Below are 14,864 nucleotides of genomic sequence, written 5' to 3' on the forward strand. Positions count from 1 at the left end.
GCCTACATGACGTTCCCCAAGGAACATCGGGCCAAGTTGCACAGCACGAATCCCATCGAACGCCTGAATGGCGAGATCAAACGCCGCACCGAAGTGGTCGGGATCTTCCCCAACGAAGGCGCGATCACCCGCCTGATCGGCGCCATCCTCATGGAGCAATCCGACGAATGGGCCGTCCAGCGCGCACGCTACATGACGCTTGAAACAATGGCGCCACTCAGCGACAATCCCATCGTCATGCTATCGGCTGTGCCCGGCGCATGATCGGCTCAAACTGACGCCGAAATCGGTGGTGGCCCCAATAAGCTACACCACGCCGTGGGACACGATCCAAATGTCCGTGTGATCGGTCATTGTGACTGCGCTGTGATTTCAAGCATCTGACACCGTCTCAAAACGCTGGTTTCCCAGCTGTCTTGAACCGTCTCAACCACTCCCTTCTCAGGTGTGTGGTCCGTTTGATTTTCAGTGTGTTAGACAACAAAAAACCCCGCCGGAGCGGGGTTTTTCAAGCGATGGTGGGCGTAGCAAGGATTGAACTTGCGACCCCTACGATGTCAACATAGTGCTCTACCACTGAGCTATACGCCCGGCACCATCGGCAGGTCCGGCACGGGTTGCGTGCCGGGAGCGGTCCTTTAGCCACGCCTTCACGGGCTGGCAAGGGGGATTCGTCGGGGCCTGGCTATCACATCGGGCGCGTGTTGCCCGCCACCGGATGATCTTCGAACAGGCGTTCGACTTCGAGCACCAGATCCTTGAGATGGAACGGCTTTGACAAGACCCGGGCCTGCGGCGCCTCGCGGTTGGCCTTCAGCGTAACCGCGGCAAAGCCGGTGATGAACATGACTTTGGTCGCCGGACTGATCTCGGCACAGCGCTGCGCCAGTTCGATCCCGTCCATTTCGGGCATCACGATATCCGACAGCAACAGGTCAAACCGCCGCTGTTCGAGAAAGGGCACGGCCGCGGTGCCCCGATCCACCGCAATCACTTCGAACCCGGCGTTTTCCAGCGCGCGCGACAGATAGGCGCGCATGGCTTCGTCGTCTTCGGCCAGCAGAATGCGAATCATGATCACCTTCTTGTTTTTCTTGCAGTTTTACAGGTCCGGTGGCGGCCGGTAACCGCACCGGCATGATCTCTATCACGCCGATCGCCCGATCATACGTCAGCCGGGTTAAAAAATGCGACCCGCAAGACCCGGCATGTCACCGTAACGAAACGAAATGCGGCCCGGCCATGGGGGTGCGCTGTCGCCGTTGCGGATTTGGTTCACACTTTGACACAGCCGCCGTTCGGTTGCAGCTTTTGTTTCATGTCGGGTTCCTGCGATCTTTCTGCCGATTCGCCAGGCCTTGCCGCGTGTGTGCGCGGCGGGACGATCCCTGGCGTGCCGGGCGTTGCGGCGTTTCGCGGCCGCGCGCCGGATCCGGCCTCGATCCCGGTGGTGCTGGCTGCGCCGCATGGCGGCCGGCGCTATCCCGATGCGGTCCTGTCCGCGCTGCGCGCGCCCGAACACGTGCTGCTGCGGCTGGAAGACCGGCTGGTCGACCAACTGGCCGAGGCGGTTGCGCGCGAAACCGGGGCCGCCTTCCTGGTGGCCGAGGCGCCGCGCGCGATGATCGACCTGAACCGCTCGGTTGAAGACCTGGACTGGGACATGCTGGCCAACCCGCCGCGACCGCTGCCGCATCGGTTTGGCGCGGCGCATGCGCGCGGGCCGGGGCATGGCGGCCATTCGGCGCATCGCGCGCGCAGCGGGCTGGGCCTGGTGCCGCGCCGGCTGCCGGGTATCGGCGAACTGTGGAAGGGACGCCTTGATTATGCCGATCTGGGACAACGGATTGCCCAGATCCACCAGCCCTATCACGAAACGCTGGCCGCAATGGTCGAACGCGTGCGGCAACAGTGGGGCGCGGTGTTGCTGATCGATCTGCATTCGATGCCGCCACTGCCAACCAACGGCGGCCCTGCGGCGCAGTTCGTGGTTGGCGACCGGTTTGGCACCGCGTGCGATGGCGAACTGGTGGCCGCGCTGTTTTCGTATCTTGCCGCGGCGCGGCGGCTGGTCGCGCACAACCGTCCTTATGCGGGCGGTTTCGTGCTCGACCGCCATGCCAGGCGGACGGCGGGTATCCATGCCGTGCAGATCGAGATCGATCGCACGGCCTATCTCGATGCCGCGATGGACCAGCCGGGCCCCGGATTCGAATCGGTCGTGTCGCTGCTGGTGGGTATGGTTCGCCAACTGGCCGATGATGTCGCGGGGCTGGGCCGCGATCGTCTGCGCTGGCGCACTGCGGCCGAATAGAACCCGCGCACTTCGGTGCAAAATGGCCACAGTCTTCGAAAAAACAGCCCATAAAAAACCACCTGGAGCAAAACTCCAGGTGGCCAAGGTTCAGGGAGGAGGTGCACCCAAGGGCGCACCAGCTGCTTCGGGCCATGAGGGGAGCACCGGAGCAGCCCACAAATAATAAGCAACTGCGCGCCTTTGCGCAAGATTTTTTGCGTGAACGGGGCAAAACCTGTCGTTCATCAGCGCGCAAGGTCTGACTGCCGGCAGATGCGGCAGTGATGCAAACCGGTTACAGGGCAAGAAAAAAGGGGCCGCCGACACTGTCGGCAGCCCCTTTGGCATTCCGGTGCGATCGGGCCGCGATCAGAATGTCGGCAGCGGCGGCACAGCGGCCTGCGGGCCCTTGCCCTGCTGCACCGCTTGCGCAAACACGCCGCTCATCAGTTCAAGCGAGAACATGTGGGCATAGATCAGCGGCAGCAGGCCGCTCTGTGCCCAGCCGCGCAGGACATCGCCGCGGATGTTGCGCAGCTTTTCCTGGTCGACCATCTGGAAGCCGCGATAGACGAACGGCTGCCCGCCATCCTGCGGCTGGATCGAAACTTCGCCTTCCATCAGCAGGTCATGCTTTTTCAGTTCTTCGACGAAGGCCTGCGTGCGCTGGCCGGCCTGTTCGAACTGTTCGCAGAACTGCAGCACGTTCTTGGTGGTTTCGCTGGCGGCGTCACCGTCGAACAGCGCCTGGCCGTCTTCGTATTCGCCAATCAGGCCCGAGCTGGGATCAAAGCACAAAGACAGCTCTTCCGAAGTGGGCTGCAGCTTGGCCAGCATGAACGGATAACGGCGGGCATAGGCCGGCAGATAGACGCTGTTCAGCACGGTGCCTTCGGCGTCGACGAACACGTTGACGCCCTCGTTCAGGCCCATCAGCGCAAGCGGGACAGTGTTGTCGCCGCTGGCAAACACGATGGGAAAATGACGCCCGGCCTGCGGAAATTCCTCGACCGTCAACGGCACAGCGTGCTGATTGACCAGCCACGGTGCCTTGTCGACACTGCGCGCACGCCAGGTGGCATGGTCGCGCGTGTTGAGCGGAACGAGGTCGTTGTAGAACAAGGGCAGGTTGGAAGGCGCGCTGGCCATCGGTTACTCTCCGTAAAACGCGGGCAAGGCATCCGTGCCCCCCGGCATAAGGGGGGCGTTTAGGGGACTGCGCAAGGTGGCGCAAGACCACCTCAACAGGTCAGTCAAGCACAATGCACGTTGCAAACCTGGTGTTCAGACCAGTTTGCCGGGGTTGAACAGTCCTTGCGGGTCCAGCGCAGCCTTGATCGCGCGCAACACGTGCAGCGCCGCCGGATCACCCAGCCGCGCCAGTTCGTCGCGTTTCAGCTGTCCGATGCCGTGTTCGGCAGAAATCGATCCGCCCCATTGCGTCACCAGATCGTGCACGCGGTGGCTGATCGCCTTGCCTTCGCCGCGTTCCCAGGCGGCGGCTTCGACGCCTTTGGGGGCGAGCACGTGGAAATGGATATTGCCATCGCCCAGGTGGCCAAAGCCGACTGCGGTGGTGCCGGGAAATTCGCGTTCGAACAGCGGTGCGGCAAAATCGATGAAATCGGCCATGCGATCGACCGGCACGCTGATATCGTGCTGCATCGCCGGGCCCTGTGCCCGTTCGGCGGGCGCAACCGAATCGCGCAGCCACCAGAATGCTTCGGCCTGCGCCTCATTGGCGGCAATCGTGGCATCGGCGACCAGGCCGGCTTCGAACGCGCTGACCAGCAGCGCCTCGGCCAGATCGGGCAGCGCATCAGCGCCACCGGCATCGGCCACCAGTTCGATCAGCACGTGCCAGGCATGATCGCCCTCCAACGGCGCGCGCGCCGTGGGCAGATAGTCCAGCACCGCATGCAACGAATGATGCGGCACCACTTCAAAACCTTCGAGCGCAGAGCCCGCCTTGTCCTGCGCGTGCAACAGCAGTGCGCGCGCGGTCTGCACCGAATCCACACCCGCCCACAGCACCGCGCGCGCCGCGATAGCCGGTTCAAGCTGCAGCGTGGCCGCGGTAACAATGCCCAGCGTGCCTTCCGATCCGATCAGCAGCTGTTTGAGATCAAAGCCACGGTTGTCTTTCTTCAAGGGCACCAGCTGGTTCAGCACCGAACCGTCGGGCAGCACCGCCTCCAGCCCCAACACCTGCGCGCGCATCACGCCATGGCGCAGCACTTGCGTGCCCCCGGCGTTGGTCGAAATCAGGCCGCCGACCGTGGCCGAGCCCTTGCCACCCAGCGTCAGGGGAAAACGCAGGCCTTCACGCTCTACCGCCTCATGCAGCGTCTGCAGGATGACCCCGGCTTCGCATTCGACCTGCCGTCCGGCGCGGTCGATGCGGCGGATGGCGTCCATGCGGCGCGTGTTGATCAGCACGGCATGGCCGCTGTCGTCGGGGGTGGCGCCGCCGCACATGCCGCTGTTGCCCCCTTGCGGTACGATCGGCACGCCATGGTCACCGCAAAGCCGCACCAGTGCCGCGATTTCTGCGGTGTTGGCCGGTGTGGCCAGGCCCAGCGCGCGCCCGAAATAGCGCCCGCGCCAATCGGTCAGCCAGGGGCCGACGATGTCGGGGTCGGTGGTAAAGCCCTTGGGGCCGAGCAGGGCGGTTGCAGCAGCAACAAAGTCTGCCGGGGCACCGCCGGAGCGCGCGGATTCGGGCGCCGGGATCGTTTCGGTGGTCATGATCGATCGCTACTGCCGCGTCCGGACCGGGGCAATGCATTTTTGCGGGTTATTTTTGGGACACAGGCGGGTTAAGCGGTCGTTCAATCGCGCCCGGCGACAAGGGGCATCGGGATTCGCTATCGTCCAGCAGTTGCCCATACCCTGGACCGGGAGATACACGACAATGCCATGCCCTGCGGACACAAGGTTTGCCAACCGTTGCAGGTTTCGACCCGCGCGGCGCGCAACCGCCGCCGGCGCGGCGCGCGCTGCGGATTGCGCATGAAGATCACCGGGTCATGAAGCGTACGGTATGGGGTCTGATTGCGGCGGGGCTGGCGGTGGCCGCGGTGCCCGTGGGGGCATGGGCGGTGGGAAGCTTGTATATTCCGATGGCGCAAACCGCGCACGATCTTGGCCATGACCTGTCGGGCGATGATTGGCACCAGGTGCGGATCGAACAGCACATCATCATTCGCATCACCCCGGGCGATCCTGCGATGATGCGCGACATGCCGCCTGCGCCCCAGCCTTTGCCCGAACGCCTGCGCGAACGGCGCATGCCGCCGTGCCTGCCGGTCGCGGCGGTGGCCGGGGTGCGGCCGCTGGCGGCCAACCGCCTGATGTTTTTCACGCGCGACCATCGCATGATCGGGGCCGACCTGTCGCGCAACTGCGCGGCGCGCGATTTCTATCTTGGCTTTTACGTCACCCCGACCAGCGACGGGATGCTGTGTGCCGGGCGCGACACGATCCATTCGCGCGCGGGTACGACCTGCATGATCGCGCAACTGCGCGAATTGGTCCCTGCCAACTGAACCCTGCGCGCCACGCGACAGAGCTTGGGCATTTCTTGACTTTGGCACGGATATCGGCTTAGCGCGGGTCAGGTTTCGGCCAGCCCTGTTTCGTGCCGGTCGGCACGGGCCGGGCAGGCCGGTTTGCGGGAGCGGTGAAAGCCGCATTCGGCCGGTTTTTCGAATGCATGTTCGAACGGCATTGCCGCCATCCCGCGAGCCGATCCATCCGGAACGGCTGCACCGAATTTGACTCCACATCTGCCGCAACAGGAATATCGTTTCGCATGAAATTCGCCGATCTCGGCCTGTCTGACGAACTGCTCCAGTCGGTGCTTGATGCCGGCTATGACGAGCCGACTCCGATCCAGGCGCAGGCCATCCCGTCGGTGCTGATGATGCGCGACATCATCGGCATTGCGCAGACCGGCACGGGCAAGACCGCCGGTTTCGTGCTGCCGATGATCGACATTCTGGCGCATGGCCGCCGTCGCGCGCTGATGCCGCGGTCGCTGATTCTCGAACCGACCCGCGAACTGGCCGCGCAAGTTGCCGAAAACTTCGAAAAGTACGGCAAGAACCACGATCTGCGCATGGCGTTGCTGATCGGCGGGGTCCAGATGGGCGATCAGGTCAAGGCGTTGTCCGATGGCGTCGACGTGCTGATCGCCACGCCCGGACGCCTGATGGATCTGTTCGAACGCGGCAAGATCCTGCTGACCGGATGCGAACTGCTGGTGATCGACGAAGCCGATCGCATGCTCGACATGGGGTTCATCCCCGATATCGAAACGATCTGCAGCAAATTGCCCGCCACGCGCCAGACACTGCTGTTTTCGGCAACGATGCCGCCGCCGATCAAGAAACTGGCCGACCGGTTCCTGTCGAACCCGAAATATATCGAGGTGGCGCGGCCGGCCAGCGCGAACATCAATATCGCCCAGTTCAAGGTGCGCGTGCCGGCACGCGCCAAGCGCGACGCGCTGCGCCAGATCCTGCGCAAGGATGACGTGACCACCGCGATCATTTTTGCCAATCGCAAGACCACGGTGCGCGATCTGGCCAAAAGCCTGAAGCAGGCGGGTTTTTCGGCGGGCGAGATCCATGGCGACATGGATCAGCCCGCGCGCAATGCCGAACTGCAGCGGTTCAAGGATGGCCATATCAACATCCTGTGCGCGTCCGACGTGGCCGCGCGCGGACTTGATATCAAGGGCGTCAGCCACGTGATCAATTTCGACACGCCCTGGCATCCCGACGATTACGTGCACCGCATCGGCCGCACCGGGCGCGGGGGCGCCACGGGCCAGGCCTTCACGCTGGTGTCCGACGAAGATGCCGAAGCGATTGCCAACGTCGAAAAGTTGACCGGAATGAAGATTCCGGAAATCACCTTGACGACCGGTGACGATGCCCGTGCCGATGTGCCGCGCGACAGCGCTGCGCGCGAACGGCCCGTGCGTGAACGCGGACGCAAGCGTGCCAAGGACAGCGAAGCCGCAGACGTGCGCGCCGACAGCGAAGGCGACACCGCCTTGGACACGGCACCGGCCGAGCCCGCACCCGCCAAACGCCCGGCACGCCGCGCGGCCGCAGCACCTGCAGCGCAACCCGCACCCGCACCCGCACCCGCTCCTGCTGTCCAGCGCCAGCCGGCGGCGGGTTCGCATGGCGATGCAGACCCCTGGAACGGACCGATTCCGGGCTTTTTGCACGTGTCGGCGCTGTCCGAGGCGGCCTGACCCGATCAAACTCGATCGGGGGTTAATGAATCTTTTGTAATCTTGTGCGAAATCCCCACCATGGATGGTAAGGGAAAGCCCAAGCGATGTCTGATATCTTGAAAGGTCTGAGGTCGATCCTGCGCGATCAGGCCGGTGCAACCGCGATCGAATATGGCCTGATGGCGGCACTGATTTCGGTGGCGGCCATTACCGCGATGGGGTCGCTGGGCAATTCGCTGGTCAACACCTTCAACTATGTGTCGAACCAGGAAACTGCGGCGCAGGCGGGCAAGCTTTGATCGTGTGTCGATCGGGGTCTTTCATGACCAATCGGCAATTAATCTGATATTTGCGTTTTATAAGTATGTTCCCTTAGCGGGGCCTGCCGGGGCGGGCGCGTGGGGACCATGACATGATCGAGCTGAATGCATTCTTGAACCAGCTGCGCCGCGATGACAGCGGTGCCACGGCGATCGAATACGGGCTGATGGCGGCGCTGATCTCGGTGGCGGCGATCACGGCCATGGGCGCACTTGGCAATTCGCTGGCGAACACATTCAACTTTGTCGAATCGCAGGAAGTTGCGGCGCAGAACGGCCAGTTGTAAACGGCGCGCCGATCGTCTGAAACGCGCCGCCTGCGCGTCTGGCAACAGCCGGGCGCTCAGGCCGGTTTGACGAAGCTGTCAATCACGCGTTTGCGGCCGGCGCTGTCGAAATCGATTTCCAGCTTGTTGCCGTCCTGTTCGGCCACCACGCCATACCCGAACTTTTCGTGGAACACGCGCAGGCCCACTGCAAGATCGGCGCGCGGCTTGGCCGCAAAGCTGGCTGCGCTGCGCGATGGTTCGGCAATCCGCCGCGGGATCACGTCGATGGGGGCGGCCGCAGCCCGTTGCCAGCCCGGCCCGCGGCTGGCAACGCGCGACGGATTGGTGCGCACGGCATCGGCAAAGGGATCGGCATGTTCGGACCAGTGCGCGCGCCACAACGACGCGCCTCCGGCCAGCGTGGTCTCTTCTTCCACATGATCGGCGGGCAATTCGCCGACAAAGCGTGACGGGATCGAACTGGTCCACTGGCCATAGATGCGCCGGTTGGCCGCGTGCAGGATGGTGCAGCGGCGGCGTGCGCGCGTGATCGCAACATAGGCCAGGCGCCGTTCCTCTTCCAGACTGGCCAGCCCGCCTTCGTCGAGCGACCGTTGCGAAGGAAACACGCCTTCTTCCCAGCCGGGCAGGAACACCTGGTCAAACTCCAGGCCTTTGGCCGCGTGCATCGTCATCAGCGTGATCTTGGCCTCGTCGGCATTGGCCTCGTTGTCCATCACCAGGCTGACATGTTCCAGGAAATCGGTCAGCGATTCATAGTCTTCCAGCGCGCGCACGAGTTCCGACAGGTTTTCCAGCCGGCCATTGGCCTCGGTGGTCTTTTCCGCCTGCAGCGCTGCGGTATAGCCGCTTTCATCCAGCACCGTGCGGGCCAGTTCGGCCGGGGTCATGGTGGACGCCGTGTCGCGCCAGCGGGCAAAATCGCGCACCAGCGCGATCAGCGTGGTGCGCGCGCGCGTGGGCAGTTCGTCGGTTTCGGCAATGTCATGCGCGGCGCGCAGCATCGGCATCGCCTGCGCGCGGGCAAAGCGGTGCAGCTTTTCCATGGTCTTGTCACCCAGGCCGCGCTTGGGCGTATTCCAGATCCGCTCGAACGCCAGATCGTCGTTGGGCGATGCAATCAGCCGCAGATAGGCCAGTGCATCGCGCACTTCGGCGCGTTCGTAAAAGCGGAAACCCCCGACGATGCGATAGGCCAGCCCGATCTGCAAAAACCGGTCTTCGAATTCGCGGGTCTGGAACTGCGCGCGCACCAGAATGGCAATGGCATCCAGCGGACACCCTTCGCGTTCCAGTCGCTCGATCTCTTCGCCCACGCGGCGTGCCTCTTCGGGGCCATCCCAGATGCCGACCACCCGGACGCGGTCGCCACCGTCGCGTTCGGTCCACAATGTCTTGCCCAGCCGTTCGGAATTTTCCGCGATCAGCCCCGATGCGGCGGCCAGGATATGCGGCGTAGAGCGATAGTTCTGTTCCAGCCGGATCACTTTGGCGCCTGGAAAATCTTTCTCAAATCGCAGGATATTGGCGACTTCCGCCCCGCGCCAGGAATAGATCGACTGATCGTCGTCGCCCACCACGCACAAGTTGCGCCGGTCTTGCGCCAGCAGCCGCAACCACAGGTACTGCACCGCGTTGGTGTCCTGGTATTCGTCGACCATGATATAGCGGAACCGGGTTTGCCACGATGCCAGAACATCGCGCTCACGACGAAAGATGTTGAGCATGTGCAGCAACAGATCGCCGAAATCGCAGGCATTGAGCGTGCGCAGCCGGTCCTGGTACAGCGTATAGAACCGTTGCCCCTTGCCATTGGCCCAGGCTTCGTTTTCCAGCGCGTCGAGATCGGCGGGGTTCAGCCCGCGGTTCTTCCATTTGTCGATCAGCCCGGCCAATTGCCGCGCAGGCCAGCGCTTGTCATCCAGACCTTCTGCCTGGATCAGCTGTTTCAGCAGGCGCAGCTGGTCATCGGTGTCGATGATCGTGAACGTCGCGGTCAGGCCGACCAGTTCGGCATGGCGGCGCAGCATCTTGGCCGCAATCGCATGGAATGTGCCCAGCCAGGGCATGCCTTCAACCGCCGGCCCTACCACCACGCCGACGCGTTCGCGCATTTCGCGCGCCGCGCGGTTGGTAAAGGTTACGCACAGGATCTCGCTCGGCCAGGCCAGCCGCTGGCGCAACAGCCATCCCAGGCGCGCGGTCAACGCCGCGGTCTTGCCGGTGCCGGCGCCCGCCAGCATCAGGACCGGGCCATCGGTGGTCAGCACCGCCTCGCGCTGCGGCGGATTGAGCCGTTCGATCCAGTCAGGCAGCGTTGCGGAGTCGCGCGAAGCGGGGGGGAGGGTTGCAGTCACCCGGAACAAGTAGGGAACTTGGCGCCGCTAGGCAACCGTTAGAACTCGCTCCAGTCATCGCTTGGGGTGGCCTTTACCGCCAGATTGCCCTGGCTGGCCGCAACCGCCCGGGCGCGCGGCACTGGCACTGCTGCAGGCGCGGTCCGTTGCGCGGACGGGCGTTCGGTCAGGCGGAACCGGGAAACATTGCCCGCCAGGCGTCCGGCCTGATCCGCCAGGCTTTGTGCGGCGGCGTTGCTTTGTTCGACCATCGCCGCGTTCTGCTGTGTCATGATGTCCATCTGCGTCACGGTGGTCGAAACCCCGGACAGCATGTCGACCTGCGTCTGCGCCGATTGGGCGATGGATTGCACCAGGTTGGACACTTCGCCCACGCGCGTGACGATCTGGCCCAGCGCCTTGCCCGTGGCGCCGACCAGATCGACGCCTTGTCCGACATGCTGGCTGCTGGTGTTGATCAGATCCTTGATCTCGCGCGCGGCGTCCGCGCTGCGCTGCGCCAGCGCACGCACTTCGTTGGCAACCACGGCAAACCCTCGGCCGGCATCGCCTGCGCGCGCGGCCTCGACCCCGGCGTTCAGCGCCAGCAGATTGGTCTGGAACGCGATGCCATCGATCACGCTGATGATCTGGCTGATTTCCTGCGAAGAATGCTGGATCTTGGTCATCGCGACCACCGCATCGTCGACAATCTGCCCGCCCTGGGATGCCTGCTTGTGGGTTTCGGCAATCGACTGGTTGACCTCGATGACGAAGGTGGTGTTGCGTTCGACCAGCGCGGTCACGTTCTTCATCGCGCTGTTGGCATCCTGGATGGCGGCGGCCTGCTGTTCGGTCCGCTGCGCCAGGTCGTGCGAGGCAGAGCGGATCTCGGCCGAAGCGTTGGCGATCGAATGCGACGTCTGCGCAACCACGGCCAAGGTGTCCGCAAGCGTGGAAACCGCCTGGTTGAATTGCTGGCGCAAGGCTTCTGCCTGGCCCGGCAGCTGTTCCGACATGCGATAGGTCATGTCCGAATCGGCCAGGCGCGACAGGGCGACGTCCAGTGCGCCGACGATATGTTCCTGTTCAGACCGGATTTTCGCCACGGCCAGGGCATTGGCGCGAAACACATCCATGGCCCGGACCATCCGCCCGACACAATCGGTATGTTCGCCAAAGGCAGTCGGGCTGTCGAGATCGCCGGCAGCCAGCCCCTCCATGCGCATGACGGTACTGACATAAGGATCGCAGATCATCCGCGCGGCGCCAGTCATGGTGATCAGCGCACCGACCAAGGCCAGCCCGGCCAGAACCTCAGGCACTATGGCGCCGCCGCCATGGCTTGCCCAGACCGTTGCTGCCAGGGCGAAGGCCGCCCAAATTCCCATTATCAGTCGCAGAGCGAAGAACTTTTCGCGGATCGGGGCGTGCTGCCCAAACCAGTCAAACATGATTGCGAGCCTTTGGCGTGATCGGGGGTCGTGTGGTTCCTTGTCGGTAAAACCGCTTAAGTCAGGGCTCTTTGCAATCGTTGAACCGGCGATTAGGTACCAGTGCGGATGACCTTGTGCATGGCGCGCAGGCCCACACGACGACAGTGAACGGAAAGGTCCGGGGGACAACCATGACAGCGCAGCGGACCCATCCCGTGCGGCAACACGCGCGCATCCTGATTGCCAGCCTGGTGGGCACGGGGGTCGAATTCTATGACTTCTACATTTACGCCACCGCCTCGGCGCTGGTGATCGGGCCGCTGTTCTTTCCCGCGCAATCGGCAACCGCGCAGACGCTGCTGGCGTTCATGACCTTCGGCCTGGCCTTTGTCGCGCGGCCGGTGGGTGCCATCGCCTTTGGCCATTTCGGCGATCGCATCGGGCGCAAGTCCACGCTGGTCGCATCGCTGATGCTGATGGGGGCATCGACGCTGCTGATCGCATTTTTGCCGACGTATGCCGTGGCCGGGCCGATCGCGCCCGCGCTGCTGTGCATTTTGCGGTTTGGCCAGGGCTTTGGCCTGGGCGGCGAATGGGGCGGGGCAAGCCTGCTGGCCGTGGAAAACGCGCCGCAAGGGTGGGAGGCGCGGTTTGGCGCCGCGCCGCAGCTGGGTGCGCCGATCGGTTTTCTGTTTGCCAACGGATTGTTCCTGATCCTGGCCTATGCGCTGTCGCCTGCGGCGTTTACCGCGTGGGGCTGGCGTATTCCGTTCCTGGCGAGTTCGGTGCTGGTGTTGCTGGGTCTGTGGGTGCGGCTGAAAATCGGCGAAACCGCCGCGTATCGCGCCGCAATCGAGGCTGCGCCGCCGCCGCGCGTGCCGGTCGGGCGGCTGATCGCCGATCATCCCGGCGCGGTCGTGGCGGGCATGGCCGGTGTCGTGGCGTGCTTTGCGATCTTTTACCTGTCGACCACGTTCGCCTTGTCGTTTTCGGGCAAGCTTGGGTATTCGCGGCAAAGCTTTCTGGCGGTGCAGCTGATCGCCAATTTCGCGCTGGCGGCGGGGATCGTGGTGGCGGGATATTGGGCCGATCGCTCCAGCGTGGCGCGCGTGCTGGGCACGGGTGCCGCGTTGACCATGGTGTTCGGGCTGGTGTTCGGCAGCGGGCTGGCCTCGGGCGCTTTGCCGCTGGTGCTGCTGACGCTGGCGGTGGGCCTGTTCGTAATGGGGCTGACTTATGGGCCGCTGGGGGCATGGCTGCCCACGCTGTTTCCGACGCCGGTGCGCTATACCGGGATATCGATCGCGTTCAACGGCGGGGCGATACTGGGCGGGGCGCTGGCACCGTTTGCCGCCAGTTCGCTCGCGCTGGCGGGCGGGGTGGCCTATGTCGGGCTGTTCCTGACGGTGGCGGGCGCGGTCACGCTCGCCGGGGTCAGGCTGGCTCCGCGTCTGCGCTGACGTCAAGCCGCAGCAGGGTCAGCCGGGCCTTGCCCACCTTGCGGGTTGCATCGATCACGAAGCGCTGGATTGCGACATCTTCGTTGCCGGCGGTTTCCAGGCTGATCCAGGTGGCCGGGCCGATCCAGCCCAGCCGGGCCAGCTTGTCGAGCGCGACAATGCCCGCACCCGTGCGATAAGGCGGGTCGATCAGCAACAGGTCGAGCGGGCTTCGCGCCGGGCCCAGCGCCAGCACCGATCCGGCGCGCACCGTGGCGCGAGCCCCGGCATCGAGCGTGCGGGCGTTGGCGCGGATCGCGTCCAGCGCCTTGGCATCCTGTTCGACAAACAGCGCGGTGGCCGCGCCGCGCGAGAGCGCCTCGAACCCCAACGCGCCCGAACCGGCAAACAGATCGCCCACGGCCAGGCCTTCGAAACTGCCCAGCCGGCTGGTCAGCATCGAAAACAGCGTTTCGCGGGTGCGGTCGGCGGTGGGCCGGGTGGTATCGCCAGCCGGCGCGACCAGTTTGCGGCCGCGCCAGGCGCCGGAAATGATCCTCATTTCTTCAGCGCTTTGCGAAAGGTTTCGACATCGCTCTGGCGCACTTCGATCACGGCGCCACGCGGGATATCGCCAAGCGGGAACGGGCCATAGGCGGTGCGGATCAGGCGCGAGGTCTGCAGGCCCAGGTGTTCAAGCACGCGCCGCACTTCGCGGTTCTTGCCTTCGGTCAGCGTCAGTTCGATCCACTGGTTGCGCCCGGTGCGGCGTTCCATGTTGGCGTTGATCGGGCCATAGCGCAGCCCCTCGATCTCGATCCCCTGCATCAGTTCCTCGAGCCGGGGCTGGCTGATGTCGCCGAACGTGCGTGCGCGATAGGTGCGCGGAATACCCGTTGCGGGCAGTTCCATCGCCCGTTTCAGTTCGCCGTCGTTGGTCAGCAGCAAAAGACCTTCGGTGTTGAGGTCAAGCCGCCCGATCGGCATCACGCGCGGCGTGCCCGCGGGCAGTGCATTGACCAGCGCATTATAGATGGTCGGCCGGCCGGCGGGGTCGCGCTCGGCGGTGATCAGGCCCTCGGGCTTGTGAAACCGGAACAGGCGCGGCGGAGCGGCGGCACCCACCGCTTTGCCGTCGACCGTCAGGCCCCTGAGGTTTTTGAGCACGGTTGCGGGCGTGGTGACGACCACGCCGTCGATGCTGACGCGCCCTTCGGCGATGATCCGTTCGACTTCGCGGCGGCTGGCAACACCGGCGCGCGCAAGCAGCTTGGCAATGCGTTCGCCTTCGCGCGGCGGCGCGTCGGAACTGGGGGTGGCGGGTACGCGCGGACGCGGTGCGTGGTTAGCGGCGGGCCGTCGCGGGGGGCTGCTACCAGGTTTCAGGGGTCGAGACATTGCGCGCCCATACGCTGCATGGGGCCGCGCGTCACCCCCCGCTTGCAAAGAGGCTGGCGCTGGGTGTGGGGGCCGCCTAGGAACGGGATCGACGGGGC

Annotated in this window: 14 protein-coding genes and 1 tRNA gene; 7 read left to right on the forward strand and 8 right to left on the reverse strand. The window is 64.5% G+C overall.

Going from position 1 to position 14,864, the window contains the following annotated elements; genetic code table 11:
• Positions 1 to 264: transposase (locus G404_RS19120; RefSeq protein ID WP_028641541.1), on the forward strand; the 264-nt coding region annotated here is incomplete at its 5' end.
• Positions 265 to 516: 252 nt separating this feature from the next.
• Here the strand turns inward: G404_RS19120 and G404_RS0113865 are convergent.
• Together G404_RS0113865 and cpdR are read right to left on the reverse strand one after the other, a co-directional pair.
• Positions 517 to 591: transfer RNA gene (locus G404_RS0113865), tRNA-Val, on the reverse strand.
• A 97-nt stretch (positions 592 to 688) separates the two neighbouring features.
• Positions 689 to 1,075 carry a cell cycle two-component system response regulator CpdR gene (cpdR, locus tag G404_RS0113870; RefSeq protein WP_028641624.1) on the reverse strand — a complete coding sequence of 129 codons (387 nt, stop codon included), beginning with the start codon at positions 1,073 to 1,075 and terminating at the stop codon, positions 689 to 691.
• 243 nt (positions 1,076 to 1,318) lie between these two features.
• Between cpdR and G404_RS0113875 the strand changes: the two genes are divergently transcribed.
• Positions 1,319 to 2,314, forward strand: coding sequence for an N-formylglutamate amidohydrolase (locus tag G404_RS0113875; protein WP_028641625.1), 996 nt, complete (start codon positions 1,319 to 1,321; stop codon positions 2,312 to 2,314).
• A 351-nt stretch (positions 2,315 to 2,665) separates the two neighbouring features.
• Here G404_RS0113875 and G404_RS0113880 read toward each other — a convergent pair whose 3' ends face one another.
• Positions 2,666 to 3,445 (reverse strand): SapC family protein, encoded by a 780-nt coding sequence (locus G404_RS0113880; RefSeq protein WP_028641626.1) that lies wholly within the window; start codon positions 3,443 to 3,445, stop codon positions 2,666 to 2,668.
• A gap of 135 nt (positions 3,446 to 3,580) precedes the next feature.
• Complete coding sequence (locus G404_RS0113885; protein ID WP_051280713.1) at positions 3,581 to 5,044, reverse strand: FAD-binding oxidoreductase; 1,464 nt, start codon at positions 5,042 to 5,044, stop codon at positions 3,581 to 3,583.
• Positions 5,045 to 5,325: 281 nt separating this feature from the next.
• Here G404_RS0113885 and G404_RS19125 point away from each other — a divergent pair, with 281 nt between their 5' ends.
• The 4 genes from G404_RS19125 to G404_RS0113910 all read left to right on the forward strand — a co-directional run bounded on the left by G404_RS19125 (position 5,326) and on the right by G404_RS0113910 (position 8,154).
• Positions 5,326 to 5,844, forward strand: a complete 519-nt coding sequence (locus G404_RS19125) for a hypothetical protein (protein WP_156906304.1) — start codon at positions 5,326 to 5,328, stop codon at positions 5,842 to 5,844.
• 266 nt (positions 5,845 to 6,110) lie between these two features.
• Positions 6,111 to 7,565 (forward strand): DEAD/DEAH box helicase, encoded by a 1,455-nt coding sequence (locus G404_RS0113900; protein WP_028641628.1) that lies wholly within the window; start codon positions 6,111 to 6,113, stop codon positions 7,563 to 7,565.
• An 86-nt stretch (positions 7,566 to 7,651) separates the two neighbouring features.
• Entirely contained in the window at positions 7,652 to 7,846 is a 195-nt protein-coding gene (locus tag G404_RS0113905) for a Flp family type IVb pilin (RefSeq protein ID WP_425411650.1), read from the forward strand.
• A 113-nt stretch (positions 7,847 to 7,959) separates the two neighbouring features.
• A complete protein-coding gene (locus G404_RS0113910) occupies positions 7,960 to 8,154 on the forward strand; it encodes a Flp family type IVb pilin (RefSeq protein ID WP_028641630.1) in 195 nt (64 codons plus the stop codon).
• Positions 8,155 to 8,210: 56 nt separating this feature from the next.
• Here the strand turns inward: G404_RS0113910 and G404_RS0113915 are convergent, their stop codons facing one another.
• Both G404_RS0113915 and G404_RS0113920 read right to left on the reverse strand, forming a co-directional pair.
• Entirely contained in the window at positions 8,211 to 10,514 is a 2,304-nt protein-coding gene (locus G404_RS0113915) for an ATP-dependent helicase (protein WP_028641631.1), read from the reverse strand.
• Between the two features lie 38 nt (positions 10,515 to 10,552).
• Positions 10,553 to 11,947, reverse strand: coding sequence for a methyl-accepting chemotaxis protein (locus G404_RS0113920; protein WP_028641632.1), 1,395 nt, complete (start codon positions 11,945 to 11,947; stop codon positions 10,553 to 10,555).
• Positions 11,948 to 12,120: 173 nt separating this feature from the next.
• Between G404_RS0113920 and G404_RS0113925 the strand changes: the two genes are divergently transcribed.
• A complete protein-coding gene (locus G404_RS0113925) occupies positions 12,121 to 13,389 on the forward strand; it encodes an MFS transporter (protein WP_028641633.1) in 1,269 nt (422 codons plus the stop codon).
• On the opposite strand, the gene rsmD is transcribed toward G404_RS0113925, so the two are convergent.
• Both rsmD and G404_RS0113935 read right to left on the reverse strand, forming a co-directional pair.
• A complete protein-coding gene (gene rsmD, locus G404_RS0113930; protein ID WP_028641634.1) occupies positions 13,364 to 13,930 on the reverse strand; it encodes a 16S rRNA (guanine(966)-N(2))-methyltransferase RsmD in 567 nt (188 codons plus the stop codon). The genes G404_RS0113925 and rsmD overlap by 26 nt on opposite strands.
• Positions 13,927 to 14,766 carry a pseudouridine synthase gene (locus G404_RS0113935; RefSeq protein WP_028641635.1) on the reverse strand — a complete coding sequence of 280 codons (840 nt, stop codon included), beginning with the start codon at positions 14,764 to 14,766 and terminating at the stop codon, positions 13,927 to 13,929. Before G404_RS0113935 ends, rsmD begins: the two co-directional genes overlap by 4 nt.
• Positions 14,767 to 14,864 lie beyond the last annotated feature (98 nt).

It is taken from the genome of Novosphingobium acidiphilum DSM 19966, assembly GCF_000429005.1.
GTDB lineage: Bacteria > Pseudomonadota > Alphaproteobacteria > Sphingomonadales > Sphingomonadaceae > Novosphingobium > Novosphingobium acidiphilum.

Excerpts from the sequence above, each read along its gene's own strand:
- cpdR (WP_028641624.1), bottom strand. The coding sequence starts at position 1,075 with ATGATTCGCATTCTGCTGGCCGAAGACGACGAAGCCATGCGCGCCTAT.
- G404_RS0113875 (WP_028641625.1), top strand. The coding sequence starts at position 1,319 with ATGTCGGGTTCCTGCGATCTTTCTGCCGATTCGCCAGGCCTTGCCGCG.
- G404_RS0113880 (WP_028641626.1), bottom strand. The coding sequence starts at position 3,445 with ATGGCCAGCGCGCCTTCCAACCTGCCCTTGTTCTACAACGACCTCGTT.
- G404_RS0113885 (WP_051280713.1), bottom strand. The coding sequence starts at position 5,044 with ATGACCACCGAAACGATCCCGGCGCCCGAATCCGCGCGCTCCGGCGGT.
- G404_RS19125 (WP_156906304.1), top strand. The coding sequence starts at position 5,326 with ATGAAGCGTACGGTATGGGGTCTGATTGCGGCGGGGCTGGCGGTGGCC.
- G404_RS0113900 (WP_028641628.1), top strand. The coding sequence starts at position 6,111 with ATGAAATTCGCCGATCTCGGCCTGTCTGACGAACTGCTCCAGTCGGTG.
- G404_RS0113905 (WP_425411650.1), top strand. The coding sequence starts at position 7,652 with ATGTCTGATATCTTGAAAGGTCTGAGGTCGATCCTGCGCGATCAGGCC.
- G404_RS0113910 (WP_028641630.1), top strand. The coding sequence starts at position 7,960 with ATGATCGAGCTGAATGCATTCTTGAACCAGCTGCGCCGCGATGACAGC.
- G404_RS0113920 (WP_028641632.1), bottom strand. The coding sequence starts at position 11,947 with ATGTTTGACTGGTTTGGGCAGCACGCCCCGATCCGCGAAAAGTTCTTC.
- G404_RS0113925 (WP_028641633.1), top strand. The coding sequence starts at position 12,121 with ATGACAGCGCAGCGGACCCATCCCGTGCGGCAACACGCGCGCATCCTG.
- rsmD (WP_028641634.1), bottom strand. The coding sequence starts at position 13,930 with ATGAGGATCATTTCCGGCGCCTGGCGCGGCCGCAAACTGGTCGCGCCG.
- G404_RS0113935 (WP_028641635.1), bottom strand. The coding sequence starts at position 14,766 with ATGTCTCGACCCCTGAAACCTGGTAGCAGCCCCCCGCGACGGCCCGCC.